The sequence below is a fragment of the Gemmatimonadaceae bacterium genome (assembly GCA_020846935.1).
Lineage (GTDB): Bacteria > Gemmatimonadota > Gemmatimonadetes > Gemmatimonadales > Gemmatimonadaceae > RBC101.
In genome coordinates, this window is the sequence record JADLCY010000008.1 from 342,794 (window position 1) to 360,128 (window position 17,335).

The following is a 17,335-nucleotide window of genomic DNA, read 5'->3' on the forward strand; positions in this document are numbered from 1 at the left end:
CCGCACCCTGCGTAGGCGTTTTAGGGAGAGTTGTCTTCCCCGCCTGGATTTGTGTTGCGATGGCGGCGAGTTGTCGCGGCGCTTGCCGGCATCAATGCGGGAAGTACCATATGTCTTGCAGCCACGACCCAAGGCTACGCGTCCGCCAATTCGCTACGACGCGCAGTGAGGTGCATGACGGGTCTGAGTCTTAGCCAATCCATACGGAGTCCGCGCCGTGCACCATCGATATCGCGGTGGAGCTTGCCTCCTGCGAGCCGGTTTGCCTCGGTCCGACCCCGCCAACATTGGTGCCGCAGGGCGTGCGCGACCCCCGCGGCTGCGCAACCTCGGGAGTGCCCCGACGCGGATCCTCAGGATGAGAGGGAGCTGCCGCAGGGGATTGCGAGTAGCGGCTGCGATGCTCGAGAGGAAGCAGGTTGCCCCGCCCTCGATGGTATCCCCGGACGATCTCAAGGACATGGATGAGGCGATCGACGGTGCAGCCCCTTGGCGCCATCCGTGGCGTCAGAATCTCCGCCTGTTCATCGTGTCTGGTGTGTTGAACGCTGCGGCGACCTTCGGACTTCGCGCGCTGGCGGCCGGCGATACCTCGCAAGTCGTGTGGGTCGACGTTCGTGATGCGACGAGCCTGGGCCCCCTCGAAGGCGCGCGCGTGCGCTCCCTGCAGGATTCGCTCGTGCGTACCGTCACGGATGAACGTGGCATGGCGGCGATTGCCCTGCGTTCGACCGCGAGAACCCTCGTGACGACGCGCCTCGGCTATGCACCGGACACCACGCGCCTGAGCGATGGGGCGTGGGCCGCAGGCGTCGTGACGATCGCGCTCGCGCGCAACGCGCAGCCACTGGCTGCGCTCCGCGTGGAGCACCCCGATGCACGGCGCAATGCGATGATGATGGAGTTCGAGCAACGTCGCGCGCGCCGGGCCGGAGGCGCCTCGTTCATCGGCCCCGCGGACATCGAGCGATCGCCGCACAGCCGCCTCACGGACTTGTTGCGCCGAGGAATCCTCGGCATCGAACTCGTCGACAGCGGTGGCGTCCTGCTTCCCGTCTCCTCGCGTGGGGCAGTCCTCCGACTCAATCAGGACCGTCCGACGGCCACGCAGCGAGCACAGGGGCGCCAGGCAGGAACCATGGAACGCGTCCTATGCACCCTCAGGATCGTCGTGGACGGAAGCGCGAAAGAATGGGGGTTCGATCTCACCACAATCGACCGAAACGAGGTGTACGGCATCGAGATCTACGCCGGACCAGCCACGCTCCCCGCGCAGTACGCGAGCATGGGTCGCGACGGGTTCTGCGGTCTGGTCATGATCTGGACCAGGCCGCGGTAGCACGCGGACCCAACTCCACGCCCACTCGATCACCCGGCTCATCTTGCCGATTCCGGTCGTCCGCGCCAACGTGCTCGCACGAGTGGTTGTTCTGGCCGTTCTCGTCCGAGTTCGGCCAGGTGCCGCGAGGAGGCGCGATGCGTGCACGAGTGCGTTGGAGCCAGTGGAGCCGTAGGCTCGCCCCGTGGGACTCGATCACCCAGCGAGTCGAGGCGGCACGCCTCGCCGTCGGCACTCTCGCCGTCGTGGGCGTTCTCGCCGCCAGTGCAACCACGGCGCCACCCGCCCACCGGCCCATCCCGGATCGCCTGTCCGACAGCGCCTTCTGGGCCCTGAGCGCCGAGTTGTCCGAGCCGGCCGGCTATTTCCGTTCAGACAACCTGGTCGGGAATGAGGTGACGATGCAGCACCCGATCCCTGAGCTCGTCGCCGGGACACCGCGAAACGGCGTCTACCTGGGCGTCGGGCCGGATCAGAACTTCACCTACATCGCGGCCATGCGTCCGCGCATTGCGTTCATCGTCGACATTCGACGGCTGAATGTGATGCAGCACCTGTTCTACAAGGCGCTGTTCGAACTCAGTCCCACGCGCGCCGATTTCCTCTCGCGCATCTTTGCCCGACCGAGGCCGGCCGGTCTCGACACCACCATGTCGATCGAGGCGCTGATCACAGCCTACGCGACTGTTGCTGCCGACTCCCTGCTCTACCAGCGGTCGCTGCGCGAGATCCGGGACCACCTCACCAGGACGCGTGCCCTGCCGCTCACCGACGAGGAGTTTTCCGGCATCGAGTACGTCTACACGGCGTTCTTCGGCGCCGGGCCCGAGCTGACCTACAACTTTGGAACAGGACGTGGCGGCTGGGGCGGTCGGCGCTACATGCCGAGCTATGGATCGCTGGTCATGGAAACCGACGCCAACGGCGTGGCCCGCGGCTACCTCGCCACCGAAGAGAACTATCGCTTCATCCAGGACCTCGAGACGCGTAACCTGATCATCCCGGTGACCGGTGACTTTGCCGGTCCCAGCGCGCTGCGCGCCGTGGGCCAATGGGTCCGTGCGCACGACGCGACGATTACCGCCATGTACACGTCGAACGTCGAGCAATACCTCTTTCAATCCGATGTCAACTGGCGGCGGTTCTTCGAGAACGTCGCGACGTTCCCCACGACGCCACAGAGCACGTTCATCCGGGCGATCTTCAACATGGGGTATGGCTATTCGCCAGGCACTCCCGGGCCACGCTCGGTCACCCTGCTCTGCCCCATCGACCGGCACGTGCGGCAGTTCAGGGAAGGCGGGCTGATGTCGTACTACGATGTGACGGGGTGCCCGGCGCACTGAGTCCGCGGGCACCCCGGCAAGCCTCTATTTGGCGGGCAAGACGACGCCATCGATCACGTGGACCATCCCGTTCGATCCGCGAACAGAGCCCACGATCTTCGCTTCGCCCACGTACACGTCGCTGCCCTTGTGGGTGATCGTCACACGGCCGCCGTCGGCCATGCCGAGTTCGAGACCGTCGGTCAGCTGATCGATCTGGAACGCGGACACCGTGACGTGATGCTGCAGGATGCCCCGCAACTTGTCCGCATTCGCCGGTTTGAGCAGCTCATCGAGCGTGCCCGCCGGCAGTCGATCGAACGCGGCGTTGGTGGGGGCAAACACCGTGAACGGGCCGGCGTTCGAGAGCGCATCGACGAGACCGGCGGCCTGGACCGCTTTGACCAGCGTGGTGTGGTCGGGTGAACCGACGGCGATCTTCACCACATCCTTCTCGGAAGCGTCGTCCTTCACGCCCGATTGGCCCGCGAGCACAGCGGGCGCGGCACCGGGCTGGTCAGCCGGCTGCTGATCTGCAGGCTGACACGCCAACAGCAATCCAAGGGAAACGAGCATCTGGGTGCGCATGGGGGCTCCAAGGGCGCCGCTCGACGGGCGCGGGTTCGGGTGGACTGAGACCATCAGCTCCACAGTGCCGATGCCCGTCGTCGCGAACCGTCAGGCGCCTGCCATGCATGTCGCGCGGATTTCGCGGGTTCCGGCGTAGGGGAACGCGAGAGACGTCCAGGTACTCCAGTTGTTGGAGCCGCCCATCATCTCGGAGGGCGGCGCGTCGGCGTCGCGCGGGGGTCCGACCCGATTGTACACATCAAGTTCTTCACGCCGGATTCCAACTGGACGTGGTTCGTGACGGAAGGTCAGGAGGAGGATGGCGACTTCAGGTCCTTTGGCTACGTCATCGGCATGGAATCCGAGTGGGGGTATTTCCTCCTCTCGGACCTCCAAGCCGCTCGCGGCCACCTGCGTCTACCGATCGAGCGCGATCTCTATTTTGAGCCCTGTCCTTTCAGCACGTTACCCGGGGTGAAGCCGCTATGACGGAGGCACCAAGGGACGCCGTATCGCAACACTCAGGCTCGTCCGCGAGGGTGGGTTCGTGGCCCCCGCCGACTACCCAGGGCGAGAGCCACAAGTGACGAGCGCAGGCGCCATCTACCGCTTCATGCTGCCGTACGCGGCCCGGGAGGTGGTTGAGGCGTTCTGGATTCTCGCGCTGGATGCCCAGACGCGCGCGATGAAGGGCGCGCCCATCGTGATAACGAGAGGCATCCTGATCAGCGCTCTGGTTCACCCACGCGAAGTGTTCAGGGCGGCCCTTCACGCGAACGCCATGTCCATCGTCGCCGTGCACAACCATCCGAGTGGAGACCCGATGCCTTCGCCGGATGATAGCGTGATCACCCGGCAGCTCGTTTCCAGCGGTGAGATGATCGGCATTCCGCTTCTCGATCACGTGATCGTCGCCAGCGGTAGGCATGTGTCGTTCGCCGAACAACGGCTTCTATGAACCAAGGGCGCAGCAGAAATGCTGCGCCCTTCTGTCATGACCGCACCGCCTCGCATGGAACGTGCTAACGCCGAAAAGAGACCGTAATAGCGTCGACGCTAGACGCCGAGAAGGCACGTTCTGTGAACCCGGTTCGCGTGAGTTGTACGAATGGTGCCCTTGAAGCCGAGCCAAGAGGTATTTCCACACCTGCCCGCCAAGTGGCTCGGACTGCCGCGCTCTCGTCCACTCGGACTTTTCTTCGTTGGTTCACCCGCGGATCGGAAGCAACGATTGCTCCCAGCCCCCCGACAAAGCGAATCGGCCAGCCTACTCGTGGAGCCACACTTCCTTCCAACGCTAGGCCGCTCATCCAAGAGGGAAACACGCCATCGGGTAGGCAACCGTTGCCGGTCGGATGACACAGGTCAATGCCGTCGACGAGGAAGACCCCTCGGGTCAGCGACGCAAGTGTACGTAACGAGAATGTCGTCGCTATGTGGCGCTCTACACCCAACACGAGGCCAACCGTTCCGATGCCGCCTTCCGGGTGGGAAGTGCGGACGCCGCCTACAGTCACGCCAGCTACAAGCAGGGTACGAGGCGTACTTTGCTGGGCAGCAGATGAGCTGGGTGACAGTGAGAATGCGATCCCACCTGCCCCCATCACAACAATCAACAGACCGCGCATGCTAGCATCTCCGGGTTAGAAGCCACATGTCGGATTCCCGGACGATACCGAAACGGCCCGAGAGTCAACACTTGGCGTGCTCGATCCATCCGTGACTGTGACTCCGACCGTGAATGATGACCCCGTGTTGGTGTATAGGAGCTGAGACGAGTTCCCTCCGGTCGCCTGACCGTTGATCGTCCACTGGTAGGTGTACGAGCCAGTTCCTCCGGAAGCGGAGGCAGTCCAGTAACAGCCTTCATTCGGCCGGACCTCAAACTGACCTTCAATGGTCGCGGTGATCGCGGCAGGCCGCTGGAAGTACACCGTGTTGCCATTTGGCGAGAATGCGCCTGGGGCACTCGCGACGACGTAATACGCAACCCAAGGAGCCGGCGGCGGCGACGACGATGTCGCCATCACGGTATAGGAGCCGTCGGTAAACGTCGTGGAAGCCGTTTCTGTCAGGTAGGTGTACGCTCCGCCACCGCTGGAAGTGCTGGAGTAGACATGATACCGGCTTGCGTTCGCGACGGCAGGCCAGCTTATGCGCGGATTGCTGCCCACAAGGCTACCGCTCGTCGTGGGCGCGCCTAACGTCGTCGCGCGCGTGACGTTTAGGGTATTGCCGAAATCGAGCTGGATCTGGCTAATTGTCGACCAGCCGGTGCCTGCACCGTTGAGTGCTGGTCCCACCGTGGTTCCAGCAAGAAACACATAGGGCCCACCGACCGGCAGTACGATGGAACCGCCGCTGTCGCCGCCATGATCTGCGTTCGTCGACTCATTCGTGCATCTCACGGTTCTTATGTTCCCCGGTGGCCAGATACCAGTCAGGTTGCGATCCTGACATGTGTAGCTAACCGTGCCGCTCGTCCATCCCGTCCAATAGCCGAGCTTGTACACCTGCTGTCCCATGAAGCCGTTGGAGGTACCAACAACGACGAAGTATGGGTCGCTCGGGTTCACCCCAGTCTGGCCGATGCCGCTCGGCCGCGCGACGAGACCGCGCACGAGAGGTTTGCCTGCACCGCGCTGGAACAGCGCCGCATCGCTACGCCGACACAGGTGGAGCACCCCGCAATTCCAGGGCCCAGGATCGGCTACTTCGGTACCCGCGAGTGTCCCTCCCCATGCCTGATTGGCCACCCTTCCGTCGACGTTCCAGATGTCTGAGGTACAGTGGGAGGCCGTTACGAACCCCTGACCCCATGTTGGATGCTCGGCAGTGAATCCGATCGTGCACGTCCATCCCGGACTATTCTGACCGATGGCGAGGCCCCCAACCACTGTGTCTGCATTCGCAGTTAGAGTAGTCCACGTGAAATAGCCGATCGATGGAAGGAACGACGGTCGCAGGCCCGCGTCGGCTACGACCACGAGCGCGCTGGGGTCGCCTCCGGTGCGGGCTAGCAGGCTGCGTGCAGTGCCCTCTGCTGATGCCACTCGACTCGACTGTGCGCCAATGCGAATGACGTTGTTCTTCTCGTCAAGATCGAGGCTCTCGATGCCTGGCCCGCTCGTGAAAACGCTGTCGAACACCAGATCACGCCACCGGGAGAGCTGCGCGAAGTTGTATTTCACTTGGCGCCAGAGGACGGGCACTGTCGTCCCAGTGGGCACCGCAATCACGCGACGATCGATCAGAGCACGTACCGCGAGAACGGCGCTGGGGCCATCGTTAGGATCGGCCACGTTCACGACGATGCGCCCTTGGGTATCGAAGAAGAAACCGGACGCGGACGGCACCTTCTGCGAAAGCTCAGCAAAGACTGTCTCGCCCGAAGGTACTTCTCCTTGAACTGCGGCAGCGTTGACCGAAGATGACACACTGCGTGCAGTGGGTTCGGATGGAACTTCGTCGCGGCAGGAGATCGTCAGTGTCACCAGTAGACCGAGCGCCCCCCGAGTGATGCAACGACTGACGTACTCGGCAGCGGAATTGCGCGGACAACGTCCTGAGCCCATGTCTCCCCCTCCTGTAGTGTGGATACCAGCCCCAGCTCCATGAACACCTGGGCAGGCCCAGGTCGAGAAAGGGGGCTTTGGAGTCTCATCAGCTACGCCTGATCTGGACCCTCATAGATCTACTAGTCGTCACTTGTCGAGCCCGCCTTAGTTGGTGCATGTCATGAGTGTTGATAGAATGGGTTAGCGCTATCTTCTCTCGTCATCTCACGAGAGGTATGCGCGTGCGCACCGGTCGCCCGAAGGCCTTTGACTTGACCCTCAGCGCCACCGAGCCCAGCGGACCGCCCTCGCCAAGTCGCGCGCCCTGGCGCATAGTCTCGTCCGCCGGGCGCAGATCATCCTCCGCTCCGCGGCGGGCGACGCGAATACCACGATCGCCGCCGCCATGGGCGTCACCCCAGCGCTACTTCGCGTTGTTTGGGGTCCAGCCCCATCGGGCCCGCACCTTCAAGCTCTCGCCGGACCCGTTCTTCGTGGAGAAGGTCCGCGACATTGTCGGGCTGCATCTGAATCCCCCGGACCACGCCCTCGTGCTCTGTGTGGATGAGAAGAGCCAGATTCAGGCGCTGGAACGCACCCAGCCGAATCTCCCCCCTCGGGCTGGGCTACGTCGAAGGCTACACCCACGACTACACGCGCCACGGCACGACGACGCTCTTCGCGGCGTTCGACGTCGCGACGGGCGAGGTGCTGACCGCGTGCAAGCCGCGCAACCGGCACCAGGAGTTCCTGGCCCTTTTGGCGACGATCGAACGCGAGGTCCCGGCCGACCTCGACGTCCATCTCATCGTCGACAACTACGGCACGCACAAGCATCGCAAGGTCAAGGCGTGGCTGGCCCGCCGCCCCCGCTTCCACCTCCACTTCACCCCGACCTACAGCTCCTGGCTGAACCAGGTCGAGCGCTGGTTTGGCCTGATCACGCAGCGCGCCATCCGCCGCGGCTCGTTCAAGCACGTGCGCGAGCTGGTGGCGCGCATCGAGCAGTTTGTCGCCCACTACAACACCACGGCGCGCCCCTTCCGCTGGACCGCGTCCAGCGACAGCCTCTTGGCCAAAGTCGAACGACTTACAAAGCAAATCTCCGGGACGTCACACTAGCTCTCCGCGTGGAGCGACGCGCGCGCCTGCTCCAGTTGACGCAGCACCGCAGCAGGTCCGGTCCCGCCATCCACGTTGCGGCGCGCCAGGGATTTCTCCGGCGAAAGCGCCTCGAGCACGTCGTGCCCGAACTTCGCGTGTGCTGACGAAAAGACGGACAGCGGGAGGGCATGCAGTTCCTGTCCGCTGACCTCGGCCTCGCGCACGATCGACCCGACGGCCTTGTGCGCTTCGCGAAACGCGACACCGCGGTCCACGAGGTAGTCGGCCAGGTCCGTCGCCATCATCACGCTCGACACGGCGTCGCGCATGCGCTCGCGCTGCCACCGCACCTCGGCGATGGTGCCTGCCACGCCCGGGAGCACCAGCTGCACCGCATCGAACGCACCAAAGAGCGCGCGCTTGTCGTCTTGCAGATCCTTGTTGTAACCGCTCGGCAGGCCCTTGATGGTCCCGAGCAGTGCAACGAGGTCGCCAAGGAACCGCGCGCCGCTTCCGCGCGCGATCTCCAACGCGTCTGGATTGCGCTTCTGCGGCATCATGCTCGACCCGGTCGTGAACGTGTCGCCAAACTTCACGAACCCAAACTCGCTCGTGCCGAGCAGGATGAAGTCCTCGGCGATGCGCGAGACGTGCGCGCCGATCATGGCGATCGCGAACAACGCCTCGGCCACGAAGTCACGATCAGCCACCGCGTCGATCGAGTTCTGCGTCAACCGGTCGAAGGCCAGCGCTTCCCGCAGGTCGTGACGCGGCACCGGGAAGGCGCATCCCGCGATCGCCCCGGAGCCGAGCGGGAGCGACGACGCCGAGTGTGCGACCCGAGCGACACGCTCGCGATCGCGCGCCAGTGGCCAGAAGTGCGCCAGCACCCAGTGCGCCGCCAGCACGGGCTGCGCCCGCTGCAGGTGGGTGTAGGCCGGCATGATCGCGTCACCAAGTTGCTCGGCCTGTTCGAGCAGCACGTCCTGTACGGCGCGAATCGACGCATCGAGGGACGCGCAGGCCTCGATGACCCACATGCGCGTTCCCGTGGCCACCTGATCATTGCGCGAGCGACCCGTGTGGAGGCGCGAGGCGACCTCGCCCACGGCATCGTGCAACATGCGGTCGACCATCGTGTGGACGTCTTCGTCCGACGGATCCGGCTGTGCGCCGGCCCAGATGCGCTCCGCGACGGTGTCGAGGCCCGCCACGATGCGCTCCGCCTCTTCGGTCGACAGCACTCCTGCGACGACGAGCCCTCTGGCCCACGCCTGCGATAAGTGCACGTCGTGCGGCCAGAGCCGAAGGTCGGTGCCGATCGATCGGTTCACCGCGTCGAGCGCTGCGGCCGTCTGCGCGCCAAAGCGCCCGCCCCAGAGCCGGTGCGTGCCCGCCGCGGGAGTGGCGGGCACTCCCGCGGAGGTGGGTTCAGTCACGTGCGCGTCCGGTTAGGCGAGTTCGAGAGAAGATTCCGTGGGCGACTCCAGCTTGCCTTCGGCGATAAGCTTGCGGTCCTTGAGCGCGCGCACGCGCTGCGGCAGGCCGTACAGTCGGATAAAACCGGCCGCATCGCTCTGCTGGTACACGTCATCCTCGCCGAACGTGACAAACGCCTCATCGTAGAGGGCGTGGTCGCTCTGGCGGGACGTGATGGACACCGCACCCTTGAAGAGCGACAGCCCGACCGTGCCCGTCACCCGTCCCTGCACCACGTCGATGAAGGCGTCGTACGCCTTCTTCTCGGTCGTCCACCAGCGGCCCTCGTAGACGAGGTCTGCATAACGCGGTGAGATGGCGTCCTTGGCGGCGATGGTGCGACGATCGAGCACGAGCATCTCGAGTTCCGAGAGCGCCGTGTAGAGCAACGTGCCACCCGGTGTCTCGTATACCCCACGCGACTTCATGCCGATCAGTCGATCCTCGACGATGTCGGCGCGACCTACGCCGTGACGACCGGCGATGGTGTTGAGCGTCGAGACCAGGGCCACCGGATCGAGCGCCTCGCCGTTCACCGACACGGGCGTGCCCTGCTCGAACCCGATGGTCACGGCTTCGGGCGTGTCGGGCGCGTCGGCCGGGTCGGTCGTGAGCAGGAAGAGGTCCTTGGGTGGTGCCTGACCGGGATCTTCCAGCACGCCGCCCTCGTGCGAGATGTGCCACAGGTTGCGGTCGCGCGAGTAGATCTTCTTCGTACTCGCCGAAACAGGCACGTTGTGCGCGGCGGCGTACGCGAGGGCGTCTTCGCGCGAACGAATCTTCCATGCCGCCTCGCGCCACGGGGCGATCACCGGCAGGTGTGGCGCAAACGTCATGTAGGTGAGCTCAAAACGCACCTGATCGTTCCCCTTGCCCGTGCAGCCGTGCGACAGCGCGTCGGCGCCCACGGCGAGTGCCACGTCGACCTGTCGCTTGGCGATGATCGGCCGGGCTATCGAGGTCCCCAGGAGGTACTTGCGGTTGTAGATCGCGCCAGCGCGGAGGGTGGGGTAGACGAAGTCCTCCACGAACTCGCGGCGCATGTCCTCCACGTGGCAGTCGTCGGCGCCCGAGGCGAGAGCCTTCTCGCGGACCCCGCGCAGCTCCTCCTCACCCTGTCCAACGTCCGCGGCGACACAGATGACCTTGGCGCCGGGATAGTGCTCCTTGAGCCAGGGGACGATGACGGAGGTATCAAGCCCGCCGGAGTAGGCGAGCGCAATCTTCTGCATGGCTATGCTCCACGTGGGAATGTATTCACTCAAGCTGCATAATTTACCAGCCCTGAGGCTGGTGAGTCAACCCACGAGGGCTTCAGCCTTCGGCGACCTTGAGCAGTCGTTTTTCGACGGTCTCGCGAGCGGCCGCCGAGCGGCACACGATCAGGATGGTGTTCTCTCCGCCGATCGTTCCGACCACTTCCTTCCAGCCCGCGTCGTCAATCGCCTCGGCCACGGGCTGCGCGCCTCCGTAGATCGTCTTGAGGACCAGCAGTTCCGAGACGCCGTCGATCGAGGAGAAGAACTGCGGCAGCACTTCCTCGATGAGCGTGCGATCGTCAGACTCGCCCAGCGTCTCGGGTGAAACGTAGCGCGGCCCGTCCGGGGTCGGCATGCGAGCCACTCGCATCTCTCGCAGGTCGCGCGACAGCGTGGACTGTGTCACCTCCCAACCGGCCTCCTGCAGGCGTAGCCGGAGGTCTTCCTGGGAGCCGACGGTCCTCGCGCCGATGATCTCGCGGATGGCGTGATGGCGTTCGCGTTTGTTCACAAGCAGTGTGGCGGGACGAATTGTCGCGTGGCGTTCGACCGCGGGCCGGTCGGCACACCGACGCGCCGCGCGTGCGGACGCCAGGTGCGTGACAATACGCCAGCCCGAGAAGCCCGGCCAGCCGAGCCACCGGCAACGGGTAAGGGCCCAATGGCGTCTTGACACGGGGAGCATGCAACAATATGCATTATGTGTGCATAAGATCCCCGTAGGCGTCTTCGGGGCCAGCGGGTACGCCGGGCGTGAGCTCTGCGCGATCCTCGCCGGCCATCCCCACTTCGAGTTGGCCTTTGCGACCGCCAACGCCCAGCGTGGGGAACATGCGTTCCTCGGAGGCCGCGAGGTTCGCTTCATTGCGACCGATGACGCCCCGTTGCGCGACGCGGAACTCGTCTTCAGCGCCCTGCCCCACGGGGCCTCGGCGACCTGGGTCGAGCGCGCCCAGGAACACGGCGCGCGCGCCGTGGACCTCTCCAGCGACCTGCGACCCGGCCACACCACGCTCAAGGTGCCGTACGGGCTCACCGAGGTCGCACGCGACGCCCTGCGAGGCGCCGAGGTGATCGCCAACCCGGGGTGCTATCCGACCGCCGTGTTGCTGTCGCTGGTTCCACTTCTCGCCCGCGATCTCGTGCGTCCTGGGTCGGCGATCGTCGTTGATGCGGCGAGCGGCGTCACCGGAGCCGGCAACTCGCCAAAGCCAGAGCTGTTGTTCGCTGAAGTCACGGAGAACTTCCGTGCGTACGCGGTCGGGAACGAGCATCGCCACCTTCCGGAAATGCGCGCGCTGGTCGCCAGCTTCGGGTCGGACGTCGACCTCCTGTTCACGCCGCACCTGCTCCCCGTGGCACGCGGCATCCTGGCCACCGTCACCGTCCAGCTCACCGAGGAGCTTCCTGATCCACTCCGGATCTTGGACGAGCACTTTGCCGGAGAACCGTTTGTGGAAGTCACGCCTCACCTCCCTGCCCTGCGGGACGTGGTGCATCGCAACGTGGTTCGACTCACGGTACGCAAGGCCGCCGGGCAGCGCGTTCCCACGCTCATCCTGCTCTCGGCCATCGACAACCTGGTAAAGGGCGCTGCGGGCCAGGCCATCCAGAACGCCAACGTATCCTTTGGGTTCGCCGAAGCGGCCGGTCTGCCCCGATGACCCGCGTCGTCAAGATCGGCGGTCGTGCCCAGGGCGATCCGTCGCTGCCGGCCGCAATCGCGGCGGCGCAGCGCGGGGGACGGTTGTGCGTGGTGCACGGGGGAGGCGACGAAGTGAGCGAGCTGCAACGCGCGCTTGGTCAGGCGCCGCGTTTCGTCAACGGTCGCCGCGCCACCACGCCCGAGGAACTGGGTGTCGTCCGCATGGTGCTCTCGGGGACCGTGAACAAGCGCCTGGTCTCGCAGTTCACCGATGCCGGCGTCGATGCGGTGGGCCTGTCCGGCGAAGACGGCGACATTTTGCGCTGCGTCGAGTTTGGTGGCGGATCCCTCGGGGTCGTGGGCACGCCGTCACGTGTGCGCCCGGCGGCGCTCGAGGCGCTCATGGACCGCGGGTTCGTTCCCGTGATTTCGCCCGTGGGTCGTTTCGAGAAAGGCGGCGGAGGCTGCAACGTCAACGGTGATGACGCGGCCGCCGCCATCGCCGCGGCGCTCAACGCGGCGGAACTGCTGCTCGTCGCTGACGTGCCCGGCGTGCTCGACGACCGCGGAGACCTCATCGCCCGCCTCGATCCCAGTGAGGCCGCTGCCCTCATTCAGAGCGGGGTCGCGCGAGGCGGAATGATCGCCAAACTCGAAGCCGCGCTGCGGTCGCTCGAACTCGGTGCGCTCCGCGTGCGCATCGGCGGCATCCCGGCCATCGCGGACCTCACGATCGGCACCAGCATCGTCGTCGCCCCAACGGGCGCCGTCTCACCGTAGCATCTCTTCGAACGCCAGACCGCCATGGCCACCATGACTCCGCCCGTGTCGACCGCGATCACGCCCTCGCTGCTTCCCGTGTACAAGCGAGCGCCGATGGAATTCGTCGGCGGTACCGGCGTGGAGCTGATCGACGCCGACGGACGCCGCTACCTGGACTTCACCAGCGGGATCGCGGTCAACGCGCTTGGCTACGGCGATCCCGGCCTGCAACGTGTCATGCATCAGGCGGCGGACGGCTTGATCCATACGTCGAACCTCTTCCGGACGTCGCCGGGCGAACAGCTCGCGGACAAGCTCGTGCGCCTGTCCTTTGCGGAGCGCGTCTTCTTCTGCAACTCCGGAGCGGAGGCGAACGAGGGCGCCTTCAAGATCGCTCGGCGATGGGCCCGCGGCATCGGAGGGCCCGCCAAGCACGAGATCATCGCGGTGCGTGGTGCGTTCCACGGGCGACTCTTCGGGACGCTCGCGGCCACCGATCGCCCAAACTATCGCATGCCGTTCCGCCCGCTGGCCGGCGGGATCTCCATCATCGAACGGGATCTCGACGATCTCGAGGTCGCGCTGAACGCCGAAACGGTCGCCGCGGTGATCCTCGAGCCGATCCAGGGCGAGGGCGGCATGCGTGTGCTCGACCAGGCCTTCGTGCGTCGCGTTCGTGAGCTCACTCAGCAACGCCGGATTGCGCTCATCTTCGACGAGATCCAGTGCGGACTCGGTCGGACGGGACGCGTGTTCGCCTACGAAGGGCTTCAGGTCGTGCCCGACCTCATGACGCTCGCCAAGCCGCTGGCCGGGGGGTTGCCGATGGGGGCGATCCTGGTGTCCGAGGCCGTGGCGAGTGCGATGCAGCCCGGCGATCACGGCACGACCTTCGGCGGTGGACCGTTCGTGGCGACGGTGGCGTCGTATGTGGTCGATCGCTTGTCGGATCCGGCGCTCCTCGCGCACGTGCGCGCCCTTGGAGACATCCTTCGCGAGGAACTCGAGCAGGTTGCCGCGCGTACCGGCCGCATTCGCGCCATCCGTGGTGTGGGCCTGATGATGGGGATCGACGTCACTGAACCCGCTGCCGAGATCGTGGCGCGCGCACGCGACCTCGGTCTGCTCCTCGTGTCCGCCGGTGAGCACACGATCCGGCTGCTCCCGCCGCTCATCATCGGAGACGCGGACCTGCGTCGCGGCGTGCACGTCCTGGAGACCGCACTGGTCGCCTCGTAGCGTCGGGGCGGGGGAAGGCAGGGAGCGCTAACTTTGCGCCGCCCACTTTCTCGCCCTCGATGACCGACGCTCCTCGTTTCGTTCCTCTCGAACATCGCCGCGTGACAGACGCGGATATGCTCGAACGCGCACGGGCCTTCCACGCGGACATGGACCGCCGCCGCACGACGCGGCATTTCTCCAGCGATCCGGTTCCGCGCGAGGCCATCGAGTTCGCGATTCGCACGGCGGGCACGGCCCCGAGCGGTGCGCACCAGCAGCCGTGGACCTTTGTCGCCGTCTCCGACCCGGCGATCAAGGCGCAGATCCGCGAAGCGGCGGAACGCGAGGAGCACGAGTTCTACCACGGGCGCGCGCCGGCCGACTGGCTCGCCGCTCTCGCGCCGCTTGGCACCGACGAGGTCAAAGCGCATCTCACCGATGCGCCGTGGCTCGTCGTGGTGTTTCGCCAGGCCCACGGGACCGACGCATCCGGTGAGCGCACGACGCACTACTACACGAACGAGTCCGTGGGTATCGCGGTCGGGTTCTTCATCGCCGCCGTCCATCGGATGGGCCTGGTCACGCTCACCCACACACCCAACCCGATGCATTTCCTCGCCGAGCTGCTGCAGCGGCCATCCAATGAGCGTGCCTATCTGATCCTGCCGGTGGGGCACCCCGCGCCGGCGGCGCGGGTTCCCGACATCACGCGCAAGCCGCTCGACGCCATCGCGGTCTTTCGTTAGGCGTCAGAACACCAGGCCAAAGGTCACCGGGATCGAACGCACGTCCTTGAAGTACGCGCGGGTGTTGTCACCGGCCGGCACGTTGTTGAGCCGTGCCTCGATCATCCCGCCGATCCCGCCCAGTCTGAATCGCACGCCAGCTCCCAGGTTCACCGACGCCTTCACGTCGCTCGCCTCGAGCGCATCCAGCGACTTGTCGGTCTTGAACGAGACCGCGCCGATTCCCGCCAGCACGTAGGGCTGGAAGCCGCCGGACCCCAGTCCCAGCTCGAGGTTCGCGAACCCGCCGAGCAGCGTGGACAGCGCACCGGAGTATTCGTCGCGCGCGGCACCTCCTGAAGCACCCACGCCGGCAAGGCGCTGACCTGAGAGTTGGCCCAGGGCCTCCTTGATCCTGAATCGAGCGTAGCTGATCTCCGGGCGCAGCCGCAAGCTGCCGAACCCGTTGAACAACACCGACGCATCGGCGTGCAAGCCCAGGTCGTGGACGTCGCCGAATCCTCCCGTCGGAACCTGGAGGCCGCCGGCAACAACGAGCTGGACCTGGCGCTGAGATCCCTGAGCACCCGCGGATATCGCGGTGACGACGAGGAGCGCGGTGACGAACAGCGAGCGACACATGGGGGCTCCTGATTCAGGTGACCGGCGTGGGGGACGCAACCCACCTTCAACAACGCGGTCCGGTGTGCAGTTTTCTCACAGGACCTTCCGCCTTCCCGGGCTATACAGATGCGTTTGCTGCTCGTGCTCCCCCTGACGTGTTCGCTCCTGGCTTGTGCTGCTCGGGCCCAGGTGGCGAGACCTGTACCGCCCCTGGCGGACCGGCCGACGCTGGTGCTGCATTTCACCGTCGATCAGCTCAAGGCCGAGTACCTTGACGTGTACGCCCCGCAGTTCACGGGGGGGCTCGCGCGGCTGTTGAAGGGCGGGGCGGTGTTCACGAACGCGTTCCAGGACCACGGGATCACGGAGACTGCCCCCGGGCATGCGTCCACGCTCTCGGGCCGCTTTCCACGATCCACCGGGATCGTCGGCAACGAGGCCGGCGTGAAGGATCCGGAAATGCCGCTGCTTGCCGGTGCGCGCGGCGATCCGGCGTCGCCGTTCAGGTTTCGTGGTACGACCCTCGCCGACTGGATGCGTTTCAGCAACCCCCTCGCGCGAGCGCTATCCATCTCTCGCAAGGATCGGGGCGCGATCCTTCCGCTCGGTCGCGCGAGGGGAGAAGCCTACTGGTTCGGCACGAACGGCATCGTGACGACGAGTCGATATTACGGCGACACGTTGCCCACCTGGGTCCAGGCATTCAATGCACGTCGGCTGCCACAGCGTCACGCCGGGTACACGTGGGAACTGCTGCTCCCGGCGAGCGAATATGCTGAGCCCGATAGCGTCGAGGTGGAGGCCAAGGGCGAGGACTACACGTTCCCCCACCGGCTGTCCACGGACACGGCGCGCGCCGCTTCGGGGTTCTACCAGTTCCCGATGATGGACAGTGTGTTGCTGCACCTGGCTCTCGACGGTCTCCAGGCGCGGCAGCTGGGTGAGAACCCGGTACGCACCGACCTGCTCGCGATCTCGCTGTCCACCACCGATGCCGTGGGGCACAAGTACGGGCCCGACTCGCGCGAGATCCACGACCAGATTCTGCGGCTCGACCGCTATCTCGGGCAGTTCCTCGACTCGCTGTACCGGCTCAGGGACTCGACGAAGATTGTGATCTCGCTGACTGCCGACCACGGCGTCACGCCGTACCCGGTGCCCGGCCACTGGACGCGATACCGCACCGAGCCGGCGGGATACGCCGACCTCAGACCGCTCGCTGCCGCGCTGCGCCACGAAGTGGTCGAGGCTGGCGTCGACAGCGCGGGGTTCCGCTGGGAACTCGAAACGCTGTATCTCGACCACGATGCCTTCGCACGGGCGGCCGTGAACCGCGACTCCGTGGCGCGCGCCTACGTGCGGCGGGCCTCACAGATTCCGGGCGTGCTACGCGCCGATGTGTGGAGCGACATTGCCAAGGAGGATCCACGTCGGGACGTCTTTGTTCGTCGCTGGCAGCACATGTTCCCACCCGACCTCCAGGTCGCCGCGGTCGTCGTGCTCAGGCCCTTCTGGTACTGGGCAGGCGGCGAAACGGCCAACCACGGGTCGCCGCATTACCAGGACGCCCACGTGCCGATCATCTTCGCCGGGGCGGGTATCCGCCCGGGACGCTACGCCGACTTTGTTCGCGTGGTCGACATTGCGCCGACGTTGGCCGAGGTGGTGCGCGTCAGGCCCATGGAAGCCCTGGATGGCACCGTGCTCCGGCAGGCATTGCGTTAG

15 protein-coding genes and 1 pseudogene are annotated in these 17,335 nt (G+C 65.7%); 10 read left to right on the forward strand and 6 right to left on the reverse strand.

Annotation, left to right across the window (positions count from 1 at the left end; translation table 11 throughout):
• Window positions 1-400 precede the first annotated feature (400 nt).
• A complete protein-coding gene (locus tag IT361_10985) occupies window positions 401-1,339 on the forward strand; it encodes a hypothetical protein (protein MCC6318204.1) in 939 nt (312 codons plus the stop codon).
• Window positions 1,340-1,476: 137 nt separating this feature from the next.
• Window positions 1,477-2,685, forward strand: a complete 1,209-nt coding sequence (locus IT361_10990) for a hypothetical protein (protein MCC6318205.1) — start codon at window positions 1,477-1,479, stop codon at window positions 2,683-2,685.
• 24 nt (window positions 2,686-2,709) lie between these two features.
• Here IT361_10990 and IT361_10995 read toward each other — a convergent pair whose 3' ends face one another.
• Window positions 2,710-3,252 (reverse strand): fasciclin domain-containing protein, encoded by a 543-nt coding sequence (locus IT361_10995; GenBank protein ID MCC6318206.1) that lies wholly within the window; start codon window positions 3,250-3,252, stop codon window positions 2,710-2,712.
• A gap of 231 nt (window positions 3,253-3,483) precedes the next feature.
• On the opposite strand from IT361_10995, the gene IT361_11000 reads away from it, so the two are divergent.
• Both IT361_11000 and IT361_11005 read left to right on the forward strand, forming a co-directional pair.
• Entirely contained in the window at window positions 3,484-3,723 is a 240-nt protein-coding gene (locus IT361_11000) for a DUF2958 domain-containing protein (protein ID MCC6318207.1), read from the forward strand.
• A gap of 58 nt (window positions 3,724-3,781) precedes the next feature.
• Window positions 3,782-4,192: a hypothetical protein gene (locus IT361_11005; GenBank protein ID MCC6318208.1), complete on the forward strand. Its 411-nt coding sequence runs from the start codon at window positions 3,782-3,784 to the stop codon at window positions 4,190-4,192.
• A gap of 685 nt (window positions 4,193-4,877) precedes the next feature.
• Here IT361_11005 and IT361_11010 read toward each other — a convergent pair.
• Window positions 4,878-6,728: a hypothetical protein gene (locus IT361_11010; GenBank protein MCC6318209.1), complete on the reverse strand. Its 1,851-nt coding sequence runs from the start codon at window positions 6,726-6,728 to the stop codon at window positions 4,878-4,880.
• A gap of 485 nt (window positions 6,729-7,213) precedes the next feature.
• Between IT361_11010 and IT361_11015 the strand changes: the two are divergent.
• Window positions 7,214-7,913: pseudogene (locus IT361_11015) on the forward strand (IS630 family transposase).
• On the opposite strand, the gene argH reads toward IT361_11015, so the two are convergent.
• The 3 genes from argH to IT361_11030 all read right to left on the reverse strand — a co-directional run bounded on the left by argH (window position 7,910) and on the right by IT361_11030 (window position 11,144).
• Window positions 7,910-9,310, reverse strand: coding sequence for an argininosuccinate lyase (argH, locus tag IT361_11020; GenBank protein MCC6318210.1), 1,401 nt, complete (start codon window positions 9,308-9,310; stop codon window positions 7,910-7,912). The pseudogene IT361_11015 and the gene argH sit on opposite strands and share 4 nt — an antisense overlap.
• A gap of 36 nt (window positions 9,311-9,346) precedes the next feature.
• The gene (locus tag IT361_11025; protein ID MCC6318211.1) at window positions 9,347-10,606 is read right to left on the reverse strand and encodes an argininosuccinate synthase; all 1,260 of its coding nucleotides are present in this window, start codon (window positions 10,604-10,606) and stop codon (window positions 9,347-9,349) included.
• A gap of 82 nt (window positions 10,607-10,688) precedes the next feature.
• Window positions 10,689-11,144, reverse strand: coding sequence for an arginine repressor (locus IT361_11030; protein MCC6318212.1), 456 nt, complete (start codon window positions 11,142-11,144; stop codon window positions 10,689-10,691).
• A gap of 193 nt (window positions 11,145-11,337) precedes the next feature.
• Here IT361_11030 and IT361_11035 point away from each other — a divergent pair, with 193 nt between their 5' ends.
• Genes IT361_11035 through IT361_11050 form a run of 4 tightly spaced genes read left to right on the forward strand, consistent with a single transcriptional unit; the run spans window position 11,338 to window position 15,007 of the window.
• Complete coding sequence (locus IT361_11035) at window positions 11,338-12,297, forward strand: N-acetyl-gamma-glutamyl-phosphate reductase (protein ID MCC6318213.1); 960 nt, start codon at window positions 11,338-11,340, stop codon at window positions 12,295-12,297.
• Window positions 12,294-13,058 (forward strand): acetylglutamate kinase, encoded by a 765-nt coding sequence (gene argB / locus IT361_11040; protein MCC6318214.1) that lies wholly within the window; start codon window positions 12,294-12,296, stop codon window positions 13,056-13,058. The genes IT361_11035 and argB overlap by 4 nt, the downstream gene beginning before the upstream one ends.
• Window positions 13,059-13,082: 24 nt before the next feature.
• Window positions 13,083-14,279 (forward strand): acetylornithine transaminase, encoded by a 1,197-nt coding sequence (locus tag IT361_11045; protein MCC6318215.1) that lies wholly within the window; start codon window positions 13,083-13,085, stop codon window positions 14,277-14,279.
• A gap of 59 nt (window positions 14,280-14,338) precedes the next feature.
• Window positions 14,339-15,007 (forward strand): nitroreductase family protein, encoded by a 669-nt coding sequence (locus tag IT361_11050; protein ID MCC6318216.1) that lies wholly within the window; start codon window positions 14,339-14,341, stop codon window positions 15,005-15,007.
• Between the two features lie 3 nt (window positions 15,008-15,010).
• On the opposite strand, the gene IT361_11055 is transcribed toward IT361_11050, so the two are convergent.
• A complete protein-coding gene (locus IT361_11055; protein MCC6318217.1) occupies window positions 15,011-15,628 on the reverse strand; it encodes an outer membrane beta-barrel protein in 618 nt (205 codons plus the stop codon).
• A 171-nt stretch (window positions 15,629-15,799) separates the two neighbouring features.
• Here IT361_11055 and IT361_11060 point away from each other — a divergent pair, with 171 nt between their 5' ends.
• A complete protein-coding gene (locus tag IT361_11060; GenBank protein ID MCC6318218.1) occupies window positions 15,800-17,335 on the forward strand; it encodes an alkaline phosphatase family protein in 1,536 nt (511 codons plus the stop codon).

Coding starts and splice junctions, on each gene's coding strand:
- IT361_10985 (MCC6318204.1), top strand. CDS start 401: ATGCTCGAGAGGAAGCAGGTTGCCCCGCCCTCGATGGTATCCCCGGAC.
- IT361_10990 (MCC6318205.1), top strand. CDS start 1,477: ATGCGTGCACGAGTGCGTTGGAGCCAGTGGAGCCGTAGGCTCGCCCCG.
- IT361_10995 (MCC6318206.1), bottom strand. CDS start 3,252: ATGCGCACCCAGATGCTCGTTTCCCTTGGATTGCTGTTGGCGTGTCAG.
- IT361_11025 (MCC6318211.1), bottom strand. CDS start 10,606: ATGCAGAAGATTGCGCTCGCCTACTCCGGCGGGCTTGATACCTCCGTC.
- argB (MCC6318214.1), top strand. CDS start 12,294: ATGACCCGCGTCGTCAAGATCGGCGGTCGTGCCCAGGGCGATCCGTCG.
- IT361_11045 (MCC6318215.1), top strand. CDS start 13,083: ATGGCCACCATGACTCCGCCCGTGTCGACCGCGATCACGCCCTCGCTG.
- IT361_11050 (MCC6318216.1), top strand. CDS start 14,339: ATGACCGACGCTCCTCGTTTCGTTCCTCTCGAACATCGCCGCGTGACA.
- IT361_11055 (MCC6318217.1), bottom strand. CDS start 15,628: ATGTGTCGCTCGCTGTTCGTCACCGCGCTCCTCGTCGTCACCGCGATA.